This window comes from Variovorax sp. RKNM96, from assembly GCF_017161115.1.
Taxonomy (GTDB): Bacteria; Pseudomonadota; Gammaproteobacteria; order Burkholderiales; family Burkholderiaceae_C; genus Variovorax.
Map to the genome: position 1 here is coordinate 3,787,862 of NZ_CP046508.1, position 19,526 is coordinate 3,807,387.

The window sequence follows — 19,526 nt, forward strand, 5'->3', positions numbered from 1 at the left end:
TCTTTTGTTCCTTCGCTCTTCAGTTGTCGGGCTTGAGGCCGGCGCGCTGGATCACCGGCTTCCAGCGGACCAGTTCTTCGCCCATGAACTTCGCCAGCGCCTCGGGCGTGCTGCCCACGGGGTCGAAGTACGCGGTCTGCAGGCGCTTGAGCGTCTCGGGGTCTTTCAGCACCACGGCGATCTCGCGGCTCATGCGCTGCACCACCTCGGGTGGCGTGCCCTTGGGCGCCATGTAGGCGAACCACGGCACGGCCTGGATATCGGGCAGGCCCGATTCGCGCAGCGTGGGCAGTTCGGGCAACAGGGCCGAGCGTTCGGCCGACGTCACGGCCAGCGCCTTCAGGCGCCCGGCCTTGGCCTGCGGCATCACGGTGACGGGCGGCAGGCAGGCGTATTGCACATCGCCCTGGATGATCGCGGTGACCGCCTGGCCCGACGACGCATACGGAATGTGCACCGCGAACGAGTTGGTCTTCAGCTTGATGAGCTCCACGCCCAGGTGCGAGATCGACCCGTTCCCCGTCGAGGCGAAGTTGAACTTGCCCGGGTTCTGCTTCATCGCCGCGAGCCAGCCCTTCACCGAATCGACATTCATCGAATTCGAGACTGCGCACACATTGGGCGTAGTCGCCGCAAGCGAGACCGGCACGAGGTCCTTGAACGGGTCGTACGGCAGGTTCTTGTAGAGCACCGTGTTGTAGACCAGCGGCGCATTCACCGAGAGCAGGAAGGTGTAGCCATCGGGCTGCGACTTGCTCGCTTGGTCGGTGCCCGTGTTGCCGCCCGCGCCGGGCTTGTTGTCGACGATGAGCGGCTGGCCGATGCGCGCAGCCAGCTTGTCGTTGACGATGCGCGCGAGGATGTCGGGCGACGAGCCGGCCGCGAACGGCACGACGATGCGCACGGGGCGCTGCGGCCACTCCTGGGCATGCGCCGCAGCGGCCACTGCCACGATGGCGAGAACGATCGCGTGCTTCACGGTTTCGCCTCCACATCGACCATGCCCTGATGGTCCCGCTGTTCGCGCGCGATGAAGCCCGCAATGAGTGCGCGATACGCTGCTTCGACCACCTCGGGATAAGCACCCTCCTTCTCGGCCAGCGCCCTCACCTTGTCGATCACCTCCTGCTGGCGTTGAGGCGCCGACACCTGGAAGGCATCGCGCTTGAAGCGCGCCGCGTCCTTCACATAGCGGCCACGCTCGGCCAGCAGCGCGACGATCTGGCGGTCGAGCCGGTCGATGTTCTCGCGCACCTCGGCAAGGTTGCTGCACAACGGCTGGTAGGCCGGATCGGTGAAGCGGCGCAGCGGTGCGCCGTGTGTCTCGGGTTCTTTTTCTTGCATGGCTCAGATGGGGTAAATGATGGAGTTCGGGATCATTTCGCTGTCGAAGACGCACAGGCGCGAGGCGAACTTCAGACCTTCGGGCGTGGGCACGACCTTGTCGATGTAGCGGCCGACGTTGAACACGGTCGAGGGGCCATCCAGCTTGGTGCGGAAGACCGCGTAGTTCGCTTCGCTGTGAATCGCGCCGTCGTCATCCACCGCATGCACCACCGGCAGGCCAACGACATGCCGCTGGTAGTACGGGTCATGGAACAGCGTCTCCTGGATGCCGTACACGCGGTCTTCCAGCATGCCCCGGCTCTCGAACGACAGCGTGGCCAGCGGCAGGTTGCGCTCGTGGTTCTCGCGCGGCTGCAGCCGGTAGCTGCATTCGTCGATGAAGAACGCGGGCCACAAATCCCACTTGCCCGAATCGACCGCATGCGCATAGGCCGCATAGAGGCCAGCCAGTTCGAGATAGGCGTTGGCGTCGAGCTTCTTCGTCATGCGGCCTCCATCACTTCGCGCCAGTAGCGGTACATGCCGCGGATCAGCGTCTCGGTCACCATGTGGTCGGTGTTTTCGACCTCGCGGCCGCCCAGTTCCGCGAGCGTGCGGTGGTAGGGCTTCTGCTCGAAGCCCTGCTGCGAGAACTCGATCACCTCGCCGTCGTCGGCCGAGACGAAGCCCGCCGGGCCGAACAGGTTGGCCTGCCGCAGACGCCGCTGCGTCATCTCCTCGGTGTCGTCCTCGAAGCCGAAATGCGTCCACACGAAATCGAAGGCGTCGTGCCCCACCGGCTGAATGTGCCGCGTCGACACGCTGTTGACCTGCTGCTGCAGGATAAGGCTCGGGAACAGCGTCATCATCACGGCGGTCGGCCCGCCCCACCAGGGCTCGGGCACGATGTCCAGGAAGCGCGGGTCCTTCAGCTGCATGCTTTCCTTGAAGCTGGAGACCTGCGTCACCTGCGCGGCCTTGCCCGCATTGCCGCGCGTGGAAATCATCGCGGCGTGGCGGCTGCGCGCGTCCATCTTGAGCTCCGATTTGTTGTCCGCGCGCCAGAGCCCGAAGGTCACGAACCAAGTGTGCAGGAGGCCCGGGTGGTACGGGTCCTTGATGTTCTCCTGCATCAGCTTCCAGTTGCCCGGAATGCGCTGGCGGCTGTAGCCGAGGATGGTGAGCTTGCGGCCGTCGAAGAGACGATCGAAGTAATGAAGGATGTCGGGGCCGAGAAAATCTTCGAACGATTCGACCTCATGGTCGAACGACGCGAACACCACCCCGCCGCGCGATGCCACCTTGAGCTTGTTGAGCCCGTTCTCCTCGGTCTTGAAGTCGGCGGGCATGCCACCGTGGACCTTGCCGTCCTGCTTCACGCCGCGGCGGAACGGCACGCCCTGCAGGTCGCCCTTGAGCGTGTAGTTCCACTGGTGGTAGGGGCAGACGAACTCCTTCTTGTTGCCATGGCGCTCGCGGCAGAACTGCATGCCACGGTGCGCGCAGACGTTTTCGAACACATGGATCGCGCCCTCCTCGTCGCGCGACATGACGACCGAGCGTTCGCCGATGGCCGTGCGCTTGAAGTCGCCCGGGTTCGGGATCTCGGCTTCGAGGCCGACATAGCACCAGTGCTTCTCGTAGAAGAAGCGCTGCAGCTCCTTCTTGTGCAGCGCCTCGTCGGTGTAGGCCATGAAGGGAATGCGGCTGGTTTTCTCGCTCTCCCAATGCAATTCGATGGGGAACACGGGTTGCGTGGTCATCGCGGGTCTCCTTGTCTTATGGATTCTTCAGGTGCCTTGCAGGTAGAAGGCATCGGCATGGGTCTGCTCAGGCGCGAGGCCGCGGGTGCACACCAGTTGCGTCACCGCCTCGACCATCGGCGGCGAGCCGCAGAGATAGGCGCGCCAGCCATCGAGGCTGCCGGGCCAGTCGGCGCGGATGGCATCGGTGATGAGGCCCAGGCGCTGACCCTCGTGCGCCGGGCCAGTGACGACCACCACATGCACCTTCAGGCCCGGGTGCTGCGCCTGCAGTTCGCGCAGTTCGGCAAGGCCATACACGTCCGCATCGGAGCGCACACCCAGGTACAGATGAATCGGCTGCACCAGTCCGCCCGCGATGGCGCCGCGCACGATCGAGAGAATCGGCGCGAGCCCGGTGCCACCGGCCGCGCAAAGCATCGGCCCGCGGTGCTTTGTGCGCAGGTACGCCGTGCCGAGCGGCCCGCTCACGCGCACCGCATCGCCGATGCGCAATTGCTCGAAGATGTGCGCCGTGACGCGCCCGCCCGGCACCCGGCGCACATGGAATTCGAGCTCCGCATCGCGACTCAACCCGGCCATCGAATAGGGCCGCGCCAGATCGGGCGCGAACTGCAGCTGCGCGTACTGCCCCGGCGAAAACTCCAGCGGTTTGTTCGGCTTGAGCCGCAGGCGCCGGATGTCGTGCGTGAGCACGTCGATGCCGGTCACGGTCGCCTTGAGGATGCGCGCCGGATGCACCACCACCTCGTCGGGCTCGGGGATCTCGATGGCGCAACTTTCGGTCAGCGTGCTCTGGCAGGCCAGCACGTAGCGCTCGCCCTGCCCGTCGGGGCGGATCGCGTCCTGCCCACCGTCGAGCACCTGGCCCGACACCACCTTGCAGCGGCAGGTTCCGCAGCGCCCCGCTAGGCAGCTGTACGACACCGGCACATGGTGCTCGCGCAGCACCTCGAGCAGGTTCGCGCCGGGGCGGACCTCGAGGGTGCGGGCAAGGGGGTGAATGTGCAGGTCCATCGTGGGGCTCTCTTTGCGCCGGCGTCGGGGCCGGCTTGTCTCTTGAGGACGGATGATGCGTGGCCTCGGCAGATTGACCAATAGAATTTGATGAATCGACTCCATCACCGATGTGAATAAAGGTTCGGCATGCAACTCAAGGACATCGACCTCAACCTGCTCCTGGTGTTCGACCGCATGCTGGCCGAGAAGCGCGTCTCGGCGGTGGCCGAATCGCTCGGGCTCTCGCAACCCGCCATCAGCAACGCGCTGGCCCGCCTGCGCAAGCTGCTGGGCGACGAACTGTTCCTGCGCACCGCGCGCGGCATGGAGCCCACGCCCTTCGCGCTGCAGCTGGCCGAACCGGTCGCCTACGCGATGGGCGCGCTGCACACCGCGCTCAACCAGCAGGTGGTGTTCGACCCCGCCACCAGCACGCGCAGCTTCACGCTCGCAATGACCGACATCGGCGAGATCTACTTCACGCCCCGGCTGATGGAGGCGCTGTCGGTCGCGGCGCCGGGCGTGACGATCAGCACGCTGCGCAACAACACCGCGACCAACCTTCGCGACGAGCTCGAAGCCGGGCATGTGGACATCGCCATCGGCCTCCTGCCGCAGTTGAAGGCGGGCGTGTTCCAGCGCCGGCTGTTCCTGCAGCGCTATGTGTGCCTCTTCTCGGGCACGCATCCGCTCGCACGCAAGCGCAGCGTGTCGCTCAAGGACTTCAGCGCCGCCGACCACGTGCTGGTGCAGGCGGCCGGCACGGGCCACGGCAAGGCCGACGACGTGATGGCCGCGCAGGGCATCCACCGGCGCATACGCCTGAAGGTGCCGCACTTCGTGGCGATCGGCCACATCCTGCGTTCGAGCGGAATGATCGCGACCGTGCCCGAGCGCCTCGCAGAGAGCATCGCCGAGCCCTTCGGCCTCGTGTGGCGCCCTCACCCGGTGGCGCTGCCGCAGATCGCGATCAACCTGTTCTGGCACGCGAAGGTGCACCGCGATCCGGGGAATCAGTGGCTGCGGGGGTTGTTGTTCGACAGTTTTGCGGACAAGGACTGAACGGCCAAGCGGCCCGGAGGCCGCGTCAGACCGTGTTGATTTGCGCGTTGCGGAATTCGAGCTGCTCGAAATGGCTACCGGTGAAATCGACCATCTCGCCGCGGAGGCCATCGGCTCGGATCTGGTTGCCATTGCAATTCAGCACATCGACCCGCGTCCAGCGGCCGTTGTCGAAACCCAGGTTGTTCCAGGTGCAGCGGTTGAAGGTGCAGCCGCTCAGCTGCGCGGCGCTGAACTGCGAGTTGCTGAAGGTGCAGCCGGTGAAAGTGCAGCCCGTGATGGAAATGCCCTGGAAATCGCACGCGGTGAAGGTGCAGCCGTTGAACTGGCAGGCGGTCCAGCCCGCGTTCTGGAATGTCGTGGCGTTGAAGCTGGTGCCGGTGAAGGCGCTGGAGGCGAACTGGGCGAGGTTGAGATCGAGGCCCGCGTAGGCGAAGGTGTCCGCCTGGCCGATGAGGCCGGCCGGGGCGCCGCCTGCGCCTTTGCGCCAGAGGTTGTGATTGAGGAGGATGAGTTGGGAGGTCACGGGGTCACTTGATCGGAAATTCCTGGGAATTGGAATAAACCACGATTCGACCTCTTCGGGAAAAATCATGGCTTCTTGAAGCCGCCCTCTTCCTTACTAGAGAATTGCGAGAATTTCCTTGGGGTCGTAGGAAAATGAATTCACATCCGGCCATTTTGCGACGTCCAGATCGACAAAACCCACGCCTTTGACGCCTATTTTCCTTGCTGCGACCACGAACCTTTCAGAGCAAATTATTGTATTGTGCTTTGGTTCGAGGTTTTGAATTCCAAAAACGTCCGCCTCCACATCTTTATTGATCTTCAACTTCTTCAGCGCCAGAAAATCAAACTCATCCTTCTCCAGATCAGAAGCTGAAAAATCGATTGCAGAAGACTCACTCAAATAAAATTCGCGGGAAAATATCGATGCGAAGTATTTTGCCTCCGTGATTTCATCTTTATAAACACTTGAGACAACAAAAATTTCCTTGCAATCCTTTTTGCTCGCTCCAAAATCCTGCAAGAGATGCAAAAAATCTTCTCTCAGATACTGATGTGATGCATCCGACCTGATCGAAAAGTCAATCAGCTTCTCCTTCACCACCAAGCACATTCCCGACGGAAACGATTTCAGATTTTTCTTGTCCGCATACCACGGGTAGACCATGCCGTGCTGAATGGACTCGGGGTGCTCCGGACAGTGATCGTAGAGAACTGCATTCAAATAACCGATCGGGCAGCCTCGTTCTTTCTTTTGCGTTACGGCGTAGTACTTCATTTACTCACCAGCCTTCCCGTTTTCGGATTTCGAGCACCGCCCCAAGAAGAATTTCGGCTCTCAAACTGGTCTGCAGCGCCGCAATTCTGGATTTTTCCTGAGCCGCATAGATCTTCTCGGCATCGTATAGTTTTTCAATTTTCGTGATTCTTGCACCAACTTCTGCCGAATAAAGTGCATGAGAGCCGCAGTGATAATTTTGGCCAAAATGCGATAGTTGACATCGCAATTTCCGCTGCAAGCAATCAATGTTTCACTGCCGCCATGAATTACCCAACTCCTTGTGCTTCCGCTGTAGAAGCCATCCAGCAGGCGGCCGTACTCGCAAAACTCGCCGAGCTCGGGGGGCTTATCAAAAATCCCTCGATAACCCATATTCATTCGGCAGAATTTCCCGCAACTGGGAAATTTGAATAGACAACCATTCGACCCTCTGGATATTTTCCATCCCAACCGCATGGAATACCCCCCAGCAAATAGGCTTCTTCCACGCTTTTCCACAGCGAATCGACTTCGCCATACGCATAGCAATGAAGCAGTCGGGAAACATCGCCTTGCATGTTGTAGATCAAAGGGGCTTCATCAAGGCCCGAATAATCTTTACCAGACATTTGATCCAGCGTTTCGAGAATTTTCTTCTCCACGGAACGCGGCATATCAGGCCAGGCTGGAGTCACAGATTCCAACAGACCTTGCCAATCTTCGAACTTTTCCCCACTGTCGTCCGTTGAATATTCGGCGGCCAGCGAGGCATCGAAAATCAGCTTGATTTTTTCTTGGCCTCCCCGGTACGGGCTATCAAAAAACACCGGTTGATTCAAGAAACCAAAAAGCGCCTTGGCTTCAACCAACACTTGATCCCAGTTTTTCATGGCTAATTTCCTCTGATTATTTCGCGCATGGAGCTCATCCAATTAACCTGAACTCCGCTTGTCGTGCCGCCCTTCCCCGCATACATCGAAAGCGTTCCGCTCTTCAATTGGCTGGCAGATGCAGCTTGAATTGCCTTGATCTTCATGCAGCCGCTGACCTTGGGAATTTTAAGTCTATCGGCGGTTTTCAAAGCCCCTCGAATAGCGTACGTATACCCGGCATGATATCCATTGTGCAAGGTTTTTCCAAAGCCGGGACCAGATTGGGCCGCGACCGTATTGTCTTTCGGGAGTGCAATCAAATTGCTCGCATCATCAACGTCGAATTGAGGGCACAGCTTCTTTGCCATTGCGACCGTTGTGGCGTCTTTTGGAATGATGTGATGAACCTGATAACCAGTAGGGAGTGGACCGTGCAGCCTTTCCCAATTCTCCTGGTAACCCGATTTAAGGCCGACCGGATCAGTCCAAGCAGTCGGATTCGGCGCATACGCATGCAAGTTATTCCCGCCATACAGCGCAATCGGATCCCGACTCACAAACCGCCCACTGTGCGGATCGTAGTACCGGTGCCGGTTGTAATGCAGCCCCGTCTCCTCGTCGAAATACTGCCCCTGGAACCGGATCGGATTCCTGATTCCCGCACTCTGCGCGGCCTGCGCGATCGCTTCCCGCGCCTCGCCCCACGCCCGGTATTGCGCCGACCAGGCGATGCGGCCTTCGTCGTCGGTCAGTTCCTGCGGCGTGCCGAGGTGGTCGCACTGGTAGTAGCAGATCTCCTCCTTCGCGAAGGGCTGCGCGACCGGCTCGCTCGTCCACAACGGGTCGCGCGCCACGTCGTAGTCGCCCTCCTCGGCCACCATTGCCGCGTAGTCCGGCGTGGCATGCAGCGCGATGGCCTGTTGTTTTCTCGCCTGCAGCAGCGGCCTGAAGCTGCCGGGTTCGTAGAGGTAGTGAACGGTTCGGGCCTGTTCCTTGGCGGTCTTGCTGCCGACCACGCTTTCGAAGGCGAGCACGTCGCCGTCCCAGCCGTACACGGTGTGGCCTTTGGGGCTGTGCTTGGCCACGCGGCGGCCCAACGCGTCGTAGGCGAAGGTGGTCGTGCCCTGGTGGCTCTTGGCCGCGACCATGCGGCCGAAGCCGTCCCACTCGAAGCTCGTGCGCTCGCCGTTGCGGATTCGCTCGACCAGGTTGCCCTGGGCGTCGTAGCGGTAGGAGGTGCCCGCGTAATCCTTGAGCAGGTTGTCGAGCAGCTTGTGCGCGGCCACGGGGCTGGTGCGCGATTCGAAGGGCTCGTCCCGAATGCCCTGCGCGCGCGGCGCCGATGTCGACGTGGATTGCCCTGGCGCATCGAGTAACCCCGGCGTGGCGATGTTCCCCGCGGGATCGAAGGCGAAGACCTCCCTGCCCAAGGCGCTGTTGGCCTGCACCAGCCGGCCCACTGGGTCGTAGCGATAGTCGAGCCGGCCGCGCCGGGTGTCGCCGATGCCGACCAGTTGCCCGACCTTGTCGTAGGCATAGGTGCGCCGCACCAGCGCGCTGCCGGCGGGGCCCGCTTGCCCCGTCGATGAAACCCGCTGCTCCAGCAGCCGCCCCATGACGTCGTAGTCCAGGCTCTGGCTCAACCCGTTGCCCTGTTCGCGCCCGACTTCCCGGTGCAGGTCGTCGCGCTCGAAGGAAAGGATGTCCTGCCCGTCCAGCATCAGCCCGTGCACATGGCCCGAGCCGTAGGTGAGAAGGCGCACTTCGTGGCCATCCGGCCGCGTGCTCACGATGCGGTTGCCCAGTTCGTCGTACTGGTGGCGCCAGACGGCGGTCATCGGCTTTTCCAGCGCGCGCGCCTCGTAGTGCTGGTGTTCGCGCACCGTGTTGCCCACAGGGTCGTAGAACCACTGCAGCCGCGCATCGCGGTTGTTCGCCAGCACCAAGCGCCCCGAGGCGTCGTAGCCGAAGGTCTCGCTGGCCTCGCCCGCAGTGCGCTCCAGCAGCCGGCCCATCATGTCGAAGCGCATGTCGATGGACTGCAGCGGCTGCTCGATCTTCTCCAGCACGCCGTTGAATTCGGCGTACGCGTAGCCGGTCTTCTGGCCGTCGAAACCCACCTCCGCGAGCAACCGGCCCACAGGGTCGTAGCTGAAGGTGTAGCTGCTGCGGTTTTCGTTGTCGAGCTGCACGAGGCGCCCGAGCTTGTCCCACCGGTACGCGAGCTGCTGGCCCGCGGCATCGGTGCGCCTCGCGATCAGGCCGGCCTCGCTGTAGCCGTAGCGGGTCGTGTGGCCGAGCACATCGGTGTGCGCGAGCAGGCGGCCCTCGGCGTCGTGGCTGAAGCGCTCGGTGCTCTGGTCGGGATTGACGATGCTCTCGAGCTGCCCGCGTGCGTAGCTGTACTGCGTGGACTGGCCCGCGGCATCGGTGCTTTGAACCAACCGGCCGCGCGCGTCATAGGCCCAGGTCGTGGTCTTGCCCGAGCAGTCGGTGCGCGACAGCAATTGGCCCACGGTGTTGTAGACCATGCGGGTGATGCCGCCCTTCGCATCGGTCACGCGCACGGGCAGCCCGGCCTTGTCGTATTCGTACTTCGTCTTGTGGCCGAGCGGATCGGTCTCTTCGACGAGGTTGCCTTGCACGTCGTACGCACGCAGCCACACCTGGCCCTCGGGGTCGAGGATCTTCACGAGGTTGCCGCTGTCGTCCCAGTCCATGTGGATCTCGGTGCCGTCGGCGCGCGTCTGGCTGATGAGTTGTCCCTGCGCGTCGTAGCTGAAGTGCTCGACGCCGCCATTGGGCTGGATGTGGCGCACGATGTTGCGGGCCTCGTCGCGGAAGAACCATTCATCGCGCAGGTCGGGGTGAGTCACGCGGTAGGTGTAGCCCAGCTCGTCGTAGTAGTAGCGGGTCTCGTGGCCCAGCGCGTCGGTCACGGTCGTGAGGCGAATGTGCTCGGCCCAGCGTACGCGGGTGTCGAAGCTGCCGTCGTCCATCCACTCGCGCACGGCGCGGGCGTTGACGCCGGTGCCGTCGTAGGCGAGGTTCACGCCGCGGCCGGTGCGGTCTTCGTAGCGGGTCAGCAGGTGGTGGCTGTACTGGTAATGCCATGCGGTGGAGACGCGCTGCGTTTCGTCGACCAGCGCGCCCGCCGCCATGGGGCCGTTTTCGTCCTGCGCCTCGATGAGGTCGCCGTTCGCGTCGTAGGCGTAGGCGGCAAGCTGGCGAATGAGCTGGCCTTCCTTGATTTCCCACAGCCCGGCCAGCCGCCCCTGCGCGTCGATGCGCGTTCCTGCATGGGCGATGGTCGTGTCGCCCTGCTTGACCATGATGTCGCTGAGCACCGTGTGCTCCGCGCGCAGCGGATGCGCGTGGTCGTAGCGCAAGGCCACGCTCGCGCCTGCACGCATCTGCATGAGCGCGAGCCGGAAGAATCCGCGCCGGCCGCCGAGCGCGGGGATGCGCTCGTAGGTCTGCATCCAGTCGCGGCCCTGGTTGATGGTGAGCAGGTCGGGCGAGAGGCGCACGAGGGTCAGGTCTTCGATGAGGTCGCGGTGCGTCTGCCCGACCGCGAGCGCGGGGTAGCGCTTCGTGCGGCCGTCTTCAGCGTGATAGAGAAAAGCGCCTTCGCTGCCGTCGCCCAGGAGCTCGATGTCCAGCTGCGTCGTGTAGGGCGTGATCCAGCGCGCGCCGAGCACTCCCAGGTCGTAGGCGCCGAGGTCGGAGCGATAGGTGCGGCTCCAGGTGATCGGCAAGGCGCCGGGCAATTCGAAGTCGGTGTGCGTGAGCGTTTCGGCGCCCAGGCTCAGGGAGATGGAGCGCGCCGTCGCCGAGCCGGGGCACTTGCAGGGGCGGCCATCGGCGGTGCTGCGCTTCTGGCGCCTGCGCGGCTCCAGGGTGCCGGGGCCGCGCTTGTCCTTGACGTTGTTGACCCTGCGCGGATGCACCGTGCCGCCGCGCTTGCGCTTGAGCTTGGGCGCGACCTCCAGGATCTTCATCAGCAGCCAGCCGATGCTGAACATCGTGCCGGGGTCGACCAGCTCGAGCATCTTCTTGGCGGCCAGCTTGCCGAGCGCGCGCATGGCCTTGGCGAGGGACTGGATGTGCGTCCTGAATTCGGGCGAGATGTAGGTGGCCACGCTGGAGGCACCGCCCAGCGCCATGTTGGCGGCCTCCTTGTTGCTCGCCACGAACATGTTCTTGGCCGCGCGCAACAGGTGCTCCGATTTTTCGAGCGGGTTCCACCAGGAGGTGCGGTCCGCGGCCTTGAGCGCGACGTTTGCCGAGCGCACGCTGGTGTTGGGGTTGAACAGGTGCCCGTCGAGCGCCGAGAGCAGCGCATCGGCCAGCGCGTTGGCCAGCTTCTCCGCGAACTTGCCGCACTCCTCCAGCATGTCTCTCAGCTGGCTCTGCGCGGTCTTGATGAACTCCTCGAGTTCGCCCTTGATGGCGTTCGCCAGGTGTCCCGCGATGGCGATGAGGAAGTCTTCCGCGAGGTCCTTCACGCCCTGCTTGAGCTTCTGCTTGGCGAGTTGCAGCGGCGCGCGCAGCGCCACGCGCGCCGGCCCGGTGCCGGGCATCGGGATCACGCCGATGGCGTCGACGCCCAGGTTGACCCACGAGATGAACGACACCTCCTTGCCCGCTTGCTTCAGGTCGTTGATCTCGATGATGTCGTAGACCACATCGGAAAACGCGATGAGGTTCGAGACGCCCGGAATCGCATTGCCCACGGTCTTGAGGCGGTCGAGCGTGACGATGCCGTCGGTGTTCTCGCGCAGCCACTTGTCGAAGGGGCTGAAGCCCTCGGCCACCTCGGAGGCGTTGATCTGCTCGAGGGGTTCGATCGCGTACTCGTCGGATTCGGCGGATTCGGCGGATTCGGCCATGAAGTGGAGGTCCCTGGATGTCGGTTGTTCGTTGTCGGATGGCCTGCGAACCGCTCAGCCCAGGAAGCCGGGGATCTTCAGACCCGCGATCTCGGGCAATGCCGCTGCGGTCTTCGCTGTCGCTGCTGCCGATGCCGCGCGTGGCAGCAGGTTGGCCGCGGCATCGGCCAGCTTGGGAGGTAGCAGCGAGCCCGCAGCCTGCGTCGCCGCGCCCGTGAGCGAGCTCGCGGGACTGCCCAGCAAGCTCGCGGCGCCGCCCGCGAGGCCCGCCAGATCGCCCTTGCCCACCGCCTGCAAGGTGCGCGCGGCCTGCAGGCCCGATTGCACGGTCTGCGCGAGGCTGACAAGGCCGCCCGCATCGGCCGCGATGCCGCTCTTTCCGAGCACGCCGGCGACCTGCCCCATCGCGGCCTGCGCCGCGCCACCCAGACCTCCCGCGCCTGCCGCATCCGCGCCGCTGGCCGCATCGTTCCTGGGCTTGCCGAAGTAGCTGCCCTCCTCCCACGTCCGGCTCGGGTCGTCGCCGAAGGTGACGCTGGCAGGCCCCGGGAACAGCCCCGCGACGCTGGCGAAACCGTTCGCATCGAGCTTGCCGGTCTTGACCGTGCCGAGCGCATCGACGACCTCGTAGTCGCCGCCCTTCACGCCGCGCTGGTCGGCCACGTACTTGTTGAAGAGCTCGAGCGTGCCGTTGCCCGGCGCGGGCGGCGCAGGGAACGAGGCGGGCTGCGTGTCGGGCCCGATCAGCGAATGCGATGCCGCATGCGCGACCCATGCGCCGCTGGTGCCGCTGCGGATGCCGTCGGCCGTCCAGTGCGTGTAGCTGCCCGCGCCGACGATGGTGACCTTCTGCTTGGCGGTGATCACGATCTCGTCGGCGGTCTGCGTGATCTTGAGTTTCGCGAGCAGGTTGAGGTTGTCCTTCAGCGCCTGGATGTCGATGTCGCCGTTGGCTGCGACCAGCTTCATGCCCAGCTTGTAGGCAAACACACGCACCGACTCGATGGCGCTCGCGAGCAGCCGCTTGCCCACGGAAAAACTCATGTGCTGTGCACTGGTCAACGCCACGTGTTCCTCGCTGTGCAGGTGCGTCGACTTGACCGAGGTCGCGGCAATGCCGGCCGGGCTCGCGAGCACCATGTGCGGCTCCTTCAGCTCCGGGAACTCACCCTGCTGCGGGTTGCCGCCCGAACCCTTGACCGCATCGCTCTGGGCTTTCAGGGCCTTGCCGACTTCGTCCTGGTCGCCGCCCTTGTCCTGCGCCTGGTGCTGCTGCGCGAGGTCGGCCAGGCTCTCCTGCTGGTCGCTGGCGTTCTCCAGCCGCGCCACGGTCTCGCCCATGTCGGTGATGTGCGCCTGCGCGTTGGGGCGCGGCTCGGTGCTGATGAGGAGGCCCGCCATCGCGCGGATCGCGCCGTGGCCGTCGGTGCGCAGCTCGAAGCCCTGGCCGCGCTCGTCCTTGCGGCCGGCGTTGTCCTCGATGCGCGCGACGTGGCCGAGGCTCAGCTGGCTTGCGTCGTGGTCGCTGCGAAGCTGCGCCTGGATCTTTCCCTGCGTGTCATCCAGGAGAAGGTGATTGCTCTTGCCGCCGGGCTCGTTGCCCGAGCCCTCGGCAAGCTCGCGGCTGCGCAGGCCCATGAGCGCCTTCTGCCCCGGCAGCGCCCACGGCGGCATGCGCCGCGCGTTGTAGACCACGCCCATCACCACCGGATGGTCGGGGTTGCCATCGAGGCACTGCACCACCACCTCGGAGCCCACGCGCGGGAACGACACCATGCCGGTCTCGCCGCCGGCCCAGTTGCTCAGCACCCGCACCCAGGCCGAACTCTTTTCGTCGTTCTGGCCTTCGCGGTCCCAATGGAATTGCACCCGGATGCGGCCGTACTCGTCGGTGTGGATGCTGCCTTCGCTGGCCGGCCCGACCACCGTGGCGGTCTGCGGCGCGAGCACGCGCTGCTCGACGCTGTGAAAGCCGCGACCCGGCATCCACGCGACGAAGCGGCGGCTTGAGGTAAAGCTGTTCCTGTATTCGGCGCGCGACCCCTTCGGCTTGCCTTCTGCCGTGCCAGGCTCCTGCAGGTAGTTGTTGCTGGCGCGGTGCTCGACCGAGAGGATGAGGAATTCGCTTTCGGAGCCGTCGCCCTGCGTGCGCCCGAAGTGGTCGATGAGGCGGAACCAGCGGCCCGGCAACACGAAGCGGTTGTTGCCCTCGGCCTCGAAGCGCTTGGCCTTCGCCTCGATCTCGCCGATGCGCCGCCGCGCCACGCCCTCGCCTTCGAGCGAGGTCTTGAAATGGCGCGCGCCACCGTACTCGTGCACCTCCAGCTGGGGAACGTCGCCCTGCTGGTTGTTGCTGGGCATCTCGGCATGTTGCGGGCGCGGGCTCTTGAAGTCGAAGGCGCTCACGGCGGTCTGCGCCGTGACCAGTTCGCGCACGGCCGTCCACTGACTGATGGCGTCTTCCTCCTGTGCGCCGCCTTCATCCTGGAAACGGATGCCGGAGGACGAGCCGTCCACGGCCTTGGCCAGCGTGCTGTCGTCGCACACGTGCAAGGTGTGGCCCTCGGCCGAGTGCTCGTACCAGTAGCTGTAGCCCGCCGCCTCCCAGCGCCGGTGCAGGTAGTTGTGGTCTGTCTCTCCACCAGCGCCGCCGCCCTGCACGGCCATCGTGTGGGGCGGGTCCTCGCCGCGAACGAACCACTCCCACTTGGGCAGCACGCCGTAGTCGTTGAAGATGGCCTCGGTCTGCGCGCGCAGCGTCTGCCGATGGAACAGGCGGTTGTTCGCGCGCAGCCGCAAATACTGCAACCACGGGCCTAGGCGAGCTTCGTAAAAAGCCAGGTTGCCGTCGGTGCGCACGAGGCGGAACTCGAAGACGATGCCGGTGAAATGGCGCAGTGTGCCGTCGGGCCGCACGAGCTCGACGCAAAGCATCTTGCCCTGCAGGTCCTTCAGGGCCAGCGCGGCGTTGCTGCTGAGCAGACCGACCGTGAATTCGAAATCGCGCGAGAGGCCTTCGGACGCATGCAGCGTGTTGACCACGAGGTCGCCGCCCGCAGGCGCCCCGCCCTGGGGGAACGACAGCCGCACCAACCGGTCGTGCTGCCGGTCGGCGACAAGCTCTGCGAGATGACGGCCCGGGGGCCCGCTCATCGGATATGCCCGTGCAGGAACGATCTCGCCACGATGTGGTTCACGCTGACTCTCCCTCCGATGGCTCATGAAATGCCGCCCTGGAGAGCTTCAGCGCCAAATGTGTCGTCCGCTTGACAGCAACCCGGAGGTTGCAGCCCGCATGCAGAAGGAAGTTGTACGCGCGGCGGAAATTTTTTCTAGTCGCTCGACCCGATGGGGTCCGGCATGGCCGAATGGCGCGCCAGCTGGTCGACCGCGCGCAGCAGGGTCGGCACGCGGTACTCGCCATGCATGCGCTTCACCTCGGCAGCCGCAGCGGCAAGTTCGACGCCGATGGCCGTCACGAACAGCGGCGACGTGCTCTGGCCGCGCAGCACCTCGACCACATCGCTCGCACTGCGGTAGGCCGTTTTGGCAACGCCGACCACGGGCACCTTGCGATCGAGCGCCTCATGCAGATGCGCGCCCAGGCCCGCGTGACCCGGCTCCAGCGACACGTATCCATCGACGATGACGATGTCCGCCAGCGGCCCTTTGCGCAGCACGCCGAGCAGGCACGGCAGCTCGCGGCGATAGAACTCGCCCGGCTGGTATTCCGCCACCTCGCGAAAGCCCGCGACAGCCTGCGTCTCTTCGCGCTCCGCCATCCACCCACGAAACCAGAGGCCCGCGGCCACGGCCGTGTCGGCGCGGTAGTCGACGTCGAGGCAGACGATGAGCGGCTCGCTCATGCAGGCCACCGTCCGAGCACTTCGTGCACGCCCTCCCCGACATGGCTGTCGATGAGTGCGAAGGAGCCCGCCGTCCAGCGCACCGGATCGATCGCATGCTTCTCGATCTTGCGCCGCGTGTATGCGACGGTCATGTGCGGCGTGAAGCTGCGATCGGGCTTGAGCCCCGCATCGGCCAGCGCTTCGCCCAGGCGCTGCCTGAAGTCCGCGAGCGCGGTGGTGCCCTCTTCGCCGCACAGCACGAAGGCCTTGCTGTTCGCATAAGTCATGGCGTGGTCGAAGGCGACATCGAACGCAGGCGGCGCCGTGGAAGCGGCCGCTTCGAGTGCCGCCTGCACCTTCTTGCGCGGCACCGTCTCGTAGCCGCCGAGATCGTGCAGCGTGACATGCAGGCGATGCGCCTCGCTCAATGTTCCTTTCAGCGAATGCCGGTCGTCGAGTTGCGCGCCGAGCGCGGCGATGGATGCGGCATCTTCGGCACTCGGAAAGATCGCGAGGAAGAGCGTGTGCGGCAACGGCTCCTTGCGGCGAGCCTTGGTTCGGGGTCGCGGCAGGGGCCGCGGCGGGGGATCGATTCCGGGAAGAAGAAGCTGTTCTGACATCCGTCGATCATCGCCGCTCTTCACGGGCCCTTCAGCAAGCGCAAAGCGCGTCTTCAGCCTGGCTTTCGAGAATCGTCCGACCTCAGCCTCTCCAATGCCGGCGGTGCTTCTCTCGCCCACGCTCCAACGCCGGCCATGAAAAGGTCGGCGGCATCGAGTTCGCTGGCGGCGATCCACTCGTTGGGTTGATGAGCCTGGGCAATCGCGCCCGGCCCGCAGACCAGCGAGGGGATGCCGGCCTGCTGGAAGAAACCGGCCTCGGTGCCGAACGGGATATCGCCCGGCGGCCACAGTGCGCCCAGGTTCCTCGCCACGCGCGCCGCAAGGCCGCCGTCTTCGGCAGAGAGCGCCGGGATCTCGGCCAGCTGCGTCAGCTCGACGGCCACGTCGGGGGACACGTCCGCGAGCAATCGGCCGAGCTCGCCCTTCACTGCGGCAGCACTGGCCTCGTCGGGCGGCCGGAATTCCCATTGCACTTCGCAGCATCCGGGGACGATGTTGATCGCCGTTCCGCCACGGATGCTGCCGACATTGAGGGTGGTGCGATTGCCCTGCGCGATCAGCGTGCGCCCGAAGCTGGCCAGCCGCGCGATGAGCAAGGCGGCCGGCTCGATCGCGCTGACGCCAAGCGCCGGATTGCTCGAATGGGCGGGCACGCCACAGAAGGTGACGCGATGGCAGAAGACGCCCCGATGGGCGAGCCCGACGCGCATCTGCGTGGGCTCGCCGATGATGGCGAGTGCCGGCGGCGGAACATTGGCACGCATGTCGGCGATCAGGCGCGGTACGCCGAAGCATCCGATCTCTTCGTCGTAGGACAGCGCAAGGTGGATCGGGCGGCGCAGATCCAGGCGGCGCCACGACGGCACCGCGGCGAGGCAGGCCGCGATGAAGCCCTTCATGTCGGCCGCGCCCCGCCCATGAAACCGGCCCTCGCGTTCGACGAGCGCGAAAGGGTCCGAATCCCAGGCCTGGCCGTCGACCGGAACCACGTCGGTGTGCCCGGACAGGACGATGCCGCCCGCCACGGCCGGCCCGATGGTGGCCAGCAGGTTGGCCTTCGCGCCGTCGTCGCTGGGGATCAGCCGTGCCTCGACGCCATGGTCTTCCAGGTACGCGGCCACCCAGCGGATGAGATCGAGATTGGACCGGTGGGAAGTCGTGTCGAACCCGACCAGGATGCGCAGGAGTTCGGGCGTGTTCATGGGAATCAGGAGGCAGCCGGATCGGTTGCCGTTGTCGTGCGGCGCCTTGCCGGTCGGAAGGTCGTGACGAAGAAGCCGAGCAGGATGAGCACGATGCCGGCGATGTGGAAGCTCTTCACGGGCTCTCGCAGAACCACGAAGGCCAGGAGCGCGGTGAACAGCGCGACCAGGTGAAAAGACACGCCGGTCACCGTCGCCCCCAACGTCGCCACGCAGCGGCCCCACAGGATGAACGCGAACAGCGAAGCGAAGATGCCGATGTAGAGGACGGCGCCCACCGAAGCGGCATCCGTCGGAATGCGCGCGCCGCGCACGACAAGCTCGAATGCCCAGAACGGCATCAGCACCACGAGCCCCGCGGCCATGGTCGCCGCCAGGAACACCAGCGGACTGATCGCCGCGGGCTTGCGCCGCAGGAGCACCGAATACACGGCGTAGTTGGAGACGGCCAACAGCACCAGCAGCTCGCCGCCGCCCAGGTGCAGCGCGAGGAGGCTGGCGAGCTCGCCGCGCGCCACGATCCAGGTCACGCCGACGAACGAGATGGCGATGCCCACCAGCGCTTTCCACGTGATGCGCTCGACCCCGAGGACCACCGCGGCGAGCGGGACCACGAGCGGCAGCGTCGAGTTGAGAAAGGCAACGCTGGTGGCGGGCACCGTCTGCAGGGCCAGGTAGCCCAGCGCGTTGTAGCCGGCGATGCCGAAGGCGCCGCAGGCCGCGATCAACCGCCAGTGGCGCGCCAGCAGCGCCCGCTCCCGCCATGCCTGCATTCCGACGAACGGCGCCAACGCCGCGAGCGCCACGACCCAGCGGCCGACCGCGAGGGACACCGGCGGAAACACCGGGCCGAGTGCGCGGCCCAGCACGAGGTTGCCGGCCCAGAAGGCCGGCGGCACCCAGAGCAGCCAGACTGGGTTTGCCCAAAGGGCTCGCAGCGACCCGCGCATCACAGTCCCTGCAGCCCGATGCGGATGCGGCGGTTGGAGCGGCCCTTGTTCTCGATCTTGAGAATCCGCACCGGGCGCGAAGCGCCGGTCGACTGCAGGTGCGTTCCGCCGCATGCCTGTCGGTCGAGCCCCGCGATCTCGACGATGCGCACCAGGCCGTCCGGCGAAGGCGGCGGCGCCACCGAGCGGGAGCGCAGCAGCCCTTGCTCGCCATGTGCGGCTGTGACCGAAACGTAGGTCGTCTCGACGCGCAGGTCCTGGGCGATCACGTCGTTCAGTTCGGCTTCGAGTGCCCGCAGGCGATCGTTGTCGGCACCGGGCAGGTCGAAGTCGATGCGTGCCGTGCCGTCGTCGTTCATCTGCACGCCGGTCACGAGGGCGCCGTCGAAGTCCCTGAAGACCAGCGCGTTCAGCACATGCAGGTCTGTGTGAAGCTCCCGCATGAGTTGGCGGAAGACCGGCTCGACCTCCGCTTGCACTTCACCTGTGATCTCGGTGTCGCCCGGGACCTGGACCCACACGAGGCCGCCCTCTTCGGAAAAACCGGCGACGGGTGCTTCGCCGCCCTGCCATCGCACGATGCCCCGGTCCGGCAATTGCCCGCCTCCGCCGGGATAGAAGGGATGCCCGGAAAGAAGCACGGCACCGGGCCGCGATTTCAGGACCTGGGCGTCCAGCCTCAGGATTTCGGGGTTGTCCTGGCAGAAGAGTCGTGTCATGGG

Annotated in this window: 17 protein-coding genes; 1 reads left to right on the forward strand and 16 read right to left on the reverse strand. The window is 65.1% G+C overall.

Going from position 1 to position 19,526, the window contains the following annotated elements; translation table 11 throughout:
* Positions 1-19: 19 nt before the first annotated feature.
* From GNX71_RS17355 to GNX71_RS17375, 5 genes are read right to left on the reverse strand one after another with little or no spacing between them, the layout of a single operon-like run.
* Complete coding sequence (locus GNX71_RS17355) at positions 20-979, reverse strand: tripartite tricarboxylate transporter substrate binding protein (RefSeq protein ID WP_206173467.1); 960 nt, start codon at positions 977-979, stop codon at positions 20-22.
* The gene (locus GNX71_RS17360) at positions 976-1,344 is read right to left on the reverse strand and encodes a chorismate mutase (RefSeq protein WP_206173468.1); all 369 of its coding nucleotides are present in this window, start codon (positions 1,342-1,344) and stop codon (positions 976-978) included. Before GNX71_RS17360 ends, GNX71_RS17355 begins: the two co-directional genes overlap by 4 nt.
* Before the next feature lie 3 nt (positions 1,345-1,347).
* On the reverse strand, positions 1,348-1,833 hold the full coding sequence (locus tag GNX71_RS17365) for an aromatic-ring-hydroxylating dioxygenase subunit beta (RefSeq protein WP_206173469.1): 486 nt from the start codon (positions 1,831-1,833) through the stop codon (positions 1,348-1,350).
* Complete coding sequence (locus GNX71_RS17370) at positions 1,830-3,089, reverse strand: aromatic ring-hydroxylating dioxygenase subunit alpha (protein ID WP_206173470.1); 1,260 nt, start codon at positions 3,087-3,089, stop codon at positions 1,830-1,832. Before GNX71_RS17370 ends, GNX71_RS17365 begins: the two co-directional genes overlap by 4 nt.
* 27 nt (positions 3,090-3,116) lie before the next feature.
* On the reverse strand, positions 3,117-4,106 hold the full coding sequence (locus GNX71_RS17375) for a 2Fe-2S iron-sulfur cluster-binding protein (protein WP_206173471.1): 990 nt from the start codon (positions 4,104-4,106) through the stop codon (positions 3,117-3,119).
* Positions 4,107-4,235: 129 nt separating this feature from the next.
* Here GNX71_RS17375 and GNX71_RS17380 point away from each other — a divergent pair, with 129 nt between their 5' ends.
* Positions 4,236-5,150: a LysR family transcriptional regulator gene (locus GNX71_RS17380; RefSeq protein ID WP_206173472.1), complete on the forward strand. Its 915-nt coding sequence runs from the start codon at positions 4,236-4,238 to the stop codon at positions 5,148-5,150.
* Positions 5,151-5,175: 25 nt separating this feature from the next.
* On the opposite strand, the gene GNX71_RS17385 is transcribed toward GNX71_RS17380, so the two are convergent.
* The 11 genes from GNX71_RS17385 to GNX71_RS17435 form a co-directional block, all read right to left on the reverse strand.
* Complete coding sequence (locus GNX71_RS17385; protein WP_206173473.1) at positions 5,176-5,676, reverse strand: pentapeptide repeat-containing protein; 501 nt, start codon at positions 5,674-5,676, stop codon at positions 5,176-5,178.
* 96 nt (positions 5,677-5,772) lie between these two features.
* A complete protein-coding gene (locus GNX71_RS17390; RefSeq protein WP_206173474.1) occupies positions 5,773-6,435 on the reverse strand; it encodes a hypothetical protein in 663 nt (220 codons plus the stop codon).
* A 60-nt stretch (positions 6,436-6,495) separates the two neighbouring features.
* The gene (locus GNX71_RS17395; RefSeq protein WP_206173475.1) at positions 6,496-6,816 is read right to left on the reverse strand and encodes a hypothetical protein; all 321 of its coding nucleotides are present in this window, start codon (positions 6,814-6,816) and stop codon (positions 6,496-6,498) included.
* The gene (locus GNX71_RS17400) at positions 6,813-7,307 is read right to left on the reverse strand and encodes a hypothetical protein (protein ID WP_206173476.1); all 495 of its coding nucleotides are present in this window, start codon (positions 7,305-7,307) and stop codon (positions 6,813-6,815) included. Before GNX71_RS17400 ends, GNX71_RS17395 begins: the two co-directional genes overlap by 4 nt.
* Before the next feature lie 2 nt (positions 7,308-7,309).
* Positions 7,310-12,181 (reverse strand): RHS repeat-associated core domain-containing protein, encoded by a 4,872-nt coding sequence (locus tag GNX71_RS17405; RefSeq protein WP_206173477.1) that lies wholly within the window; start codon positions 12,179-12,181, stop codon positions 7,310-7,312.
* Positions 12,182-12,235: 54 nt separating this feature from the next.
* Entirely contained in the window at positions 12,236-15,334 is a 3,099-nt protein-coding gene (locus tag GNX71_RS17410) for a type VI secretion system Vgr family protein (RefSeq protein WP_206173478.1), read from the reverse strand.
* Between the two features lie 179 nt (positions 15,335-15,513).
* Complete coding sequence (locus tag GNX71_RS17415; RefSeq protein WP_206173479.1) at positions 15,514-16,047, reverse strand: endonuclease V; 534 nt, start codon at positions 16,045-16,047, stop codon at positions 15,514-15,516.
* Positions 16,044-16,562 carry a 2'-5' RNA ligase family protein gene (locus GNX71_RS17420; RefSeq protein WP_241026965.1) on the reverse strand — a complete coding sequence of 173 codons (519 nt, stop codon included), beginning with the start codon at positions 16,560-16,562 and terminating at the stop codon, positions 16,044-16,046. The genes GNX71_RS17415 and GNX71_RS17420 overlap by 4 nt, the downstream gene beginning before the upstream one ends.
* A gap of 140 nt (positions 16,563-16,702) precedes the next feature.
* The gene (argE, locus tag GNX71_RS17425; protein WP_206173481.1) at positions 16,703-17,854 is read right to left on the reverse strand and encodes an acetylornithine deacetylase; all 1,152 of its coding nucleotides are present in this window, start codon (positions 17,852-17,854) and stop codon (positions 16,703-16,705) included.
* A gap of 5 nt (positions 17,855-17,859) precedes the next feature.
* Positions 17,860-18,804, reverse strand: coding sequence for a DMT family transporter (locus GNX71_RS17430; protein ID WP_206173482.1), 945 nt, complete (start codon positions 18,802-18,804; stop codon positions 17,860-17,862).
* The gene (locus tag GNX71_RS17435) at positions 18,804-19,523 is read right to left on the reverse strand and encodes an alanyl-tRNA editing protein (RefSeq protein WP_206173483.1); all 720 of its coding nucleotides are present in this window, start codon (positions 19,521-19,523) and stop codon (positions 18,804-18,806) included. The genes GNX71_RS17430 and GNX71_RS17435 overlap by 1 nt, the downstream gene beginning before the upstream one ends.
* Between the last annotated feature and the right edge of the window lie 3 nt (positions 19,524-19,526).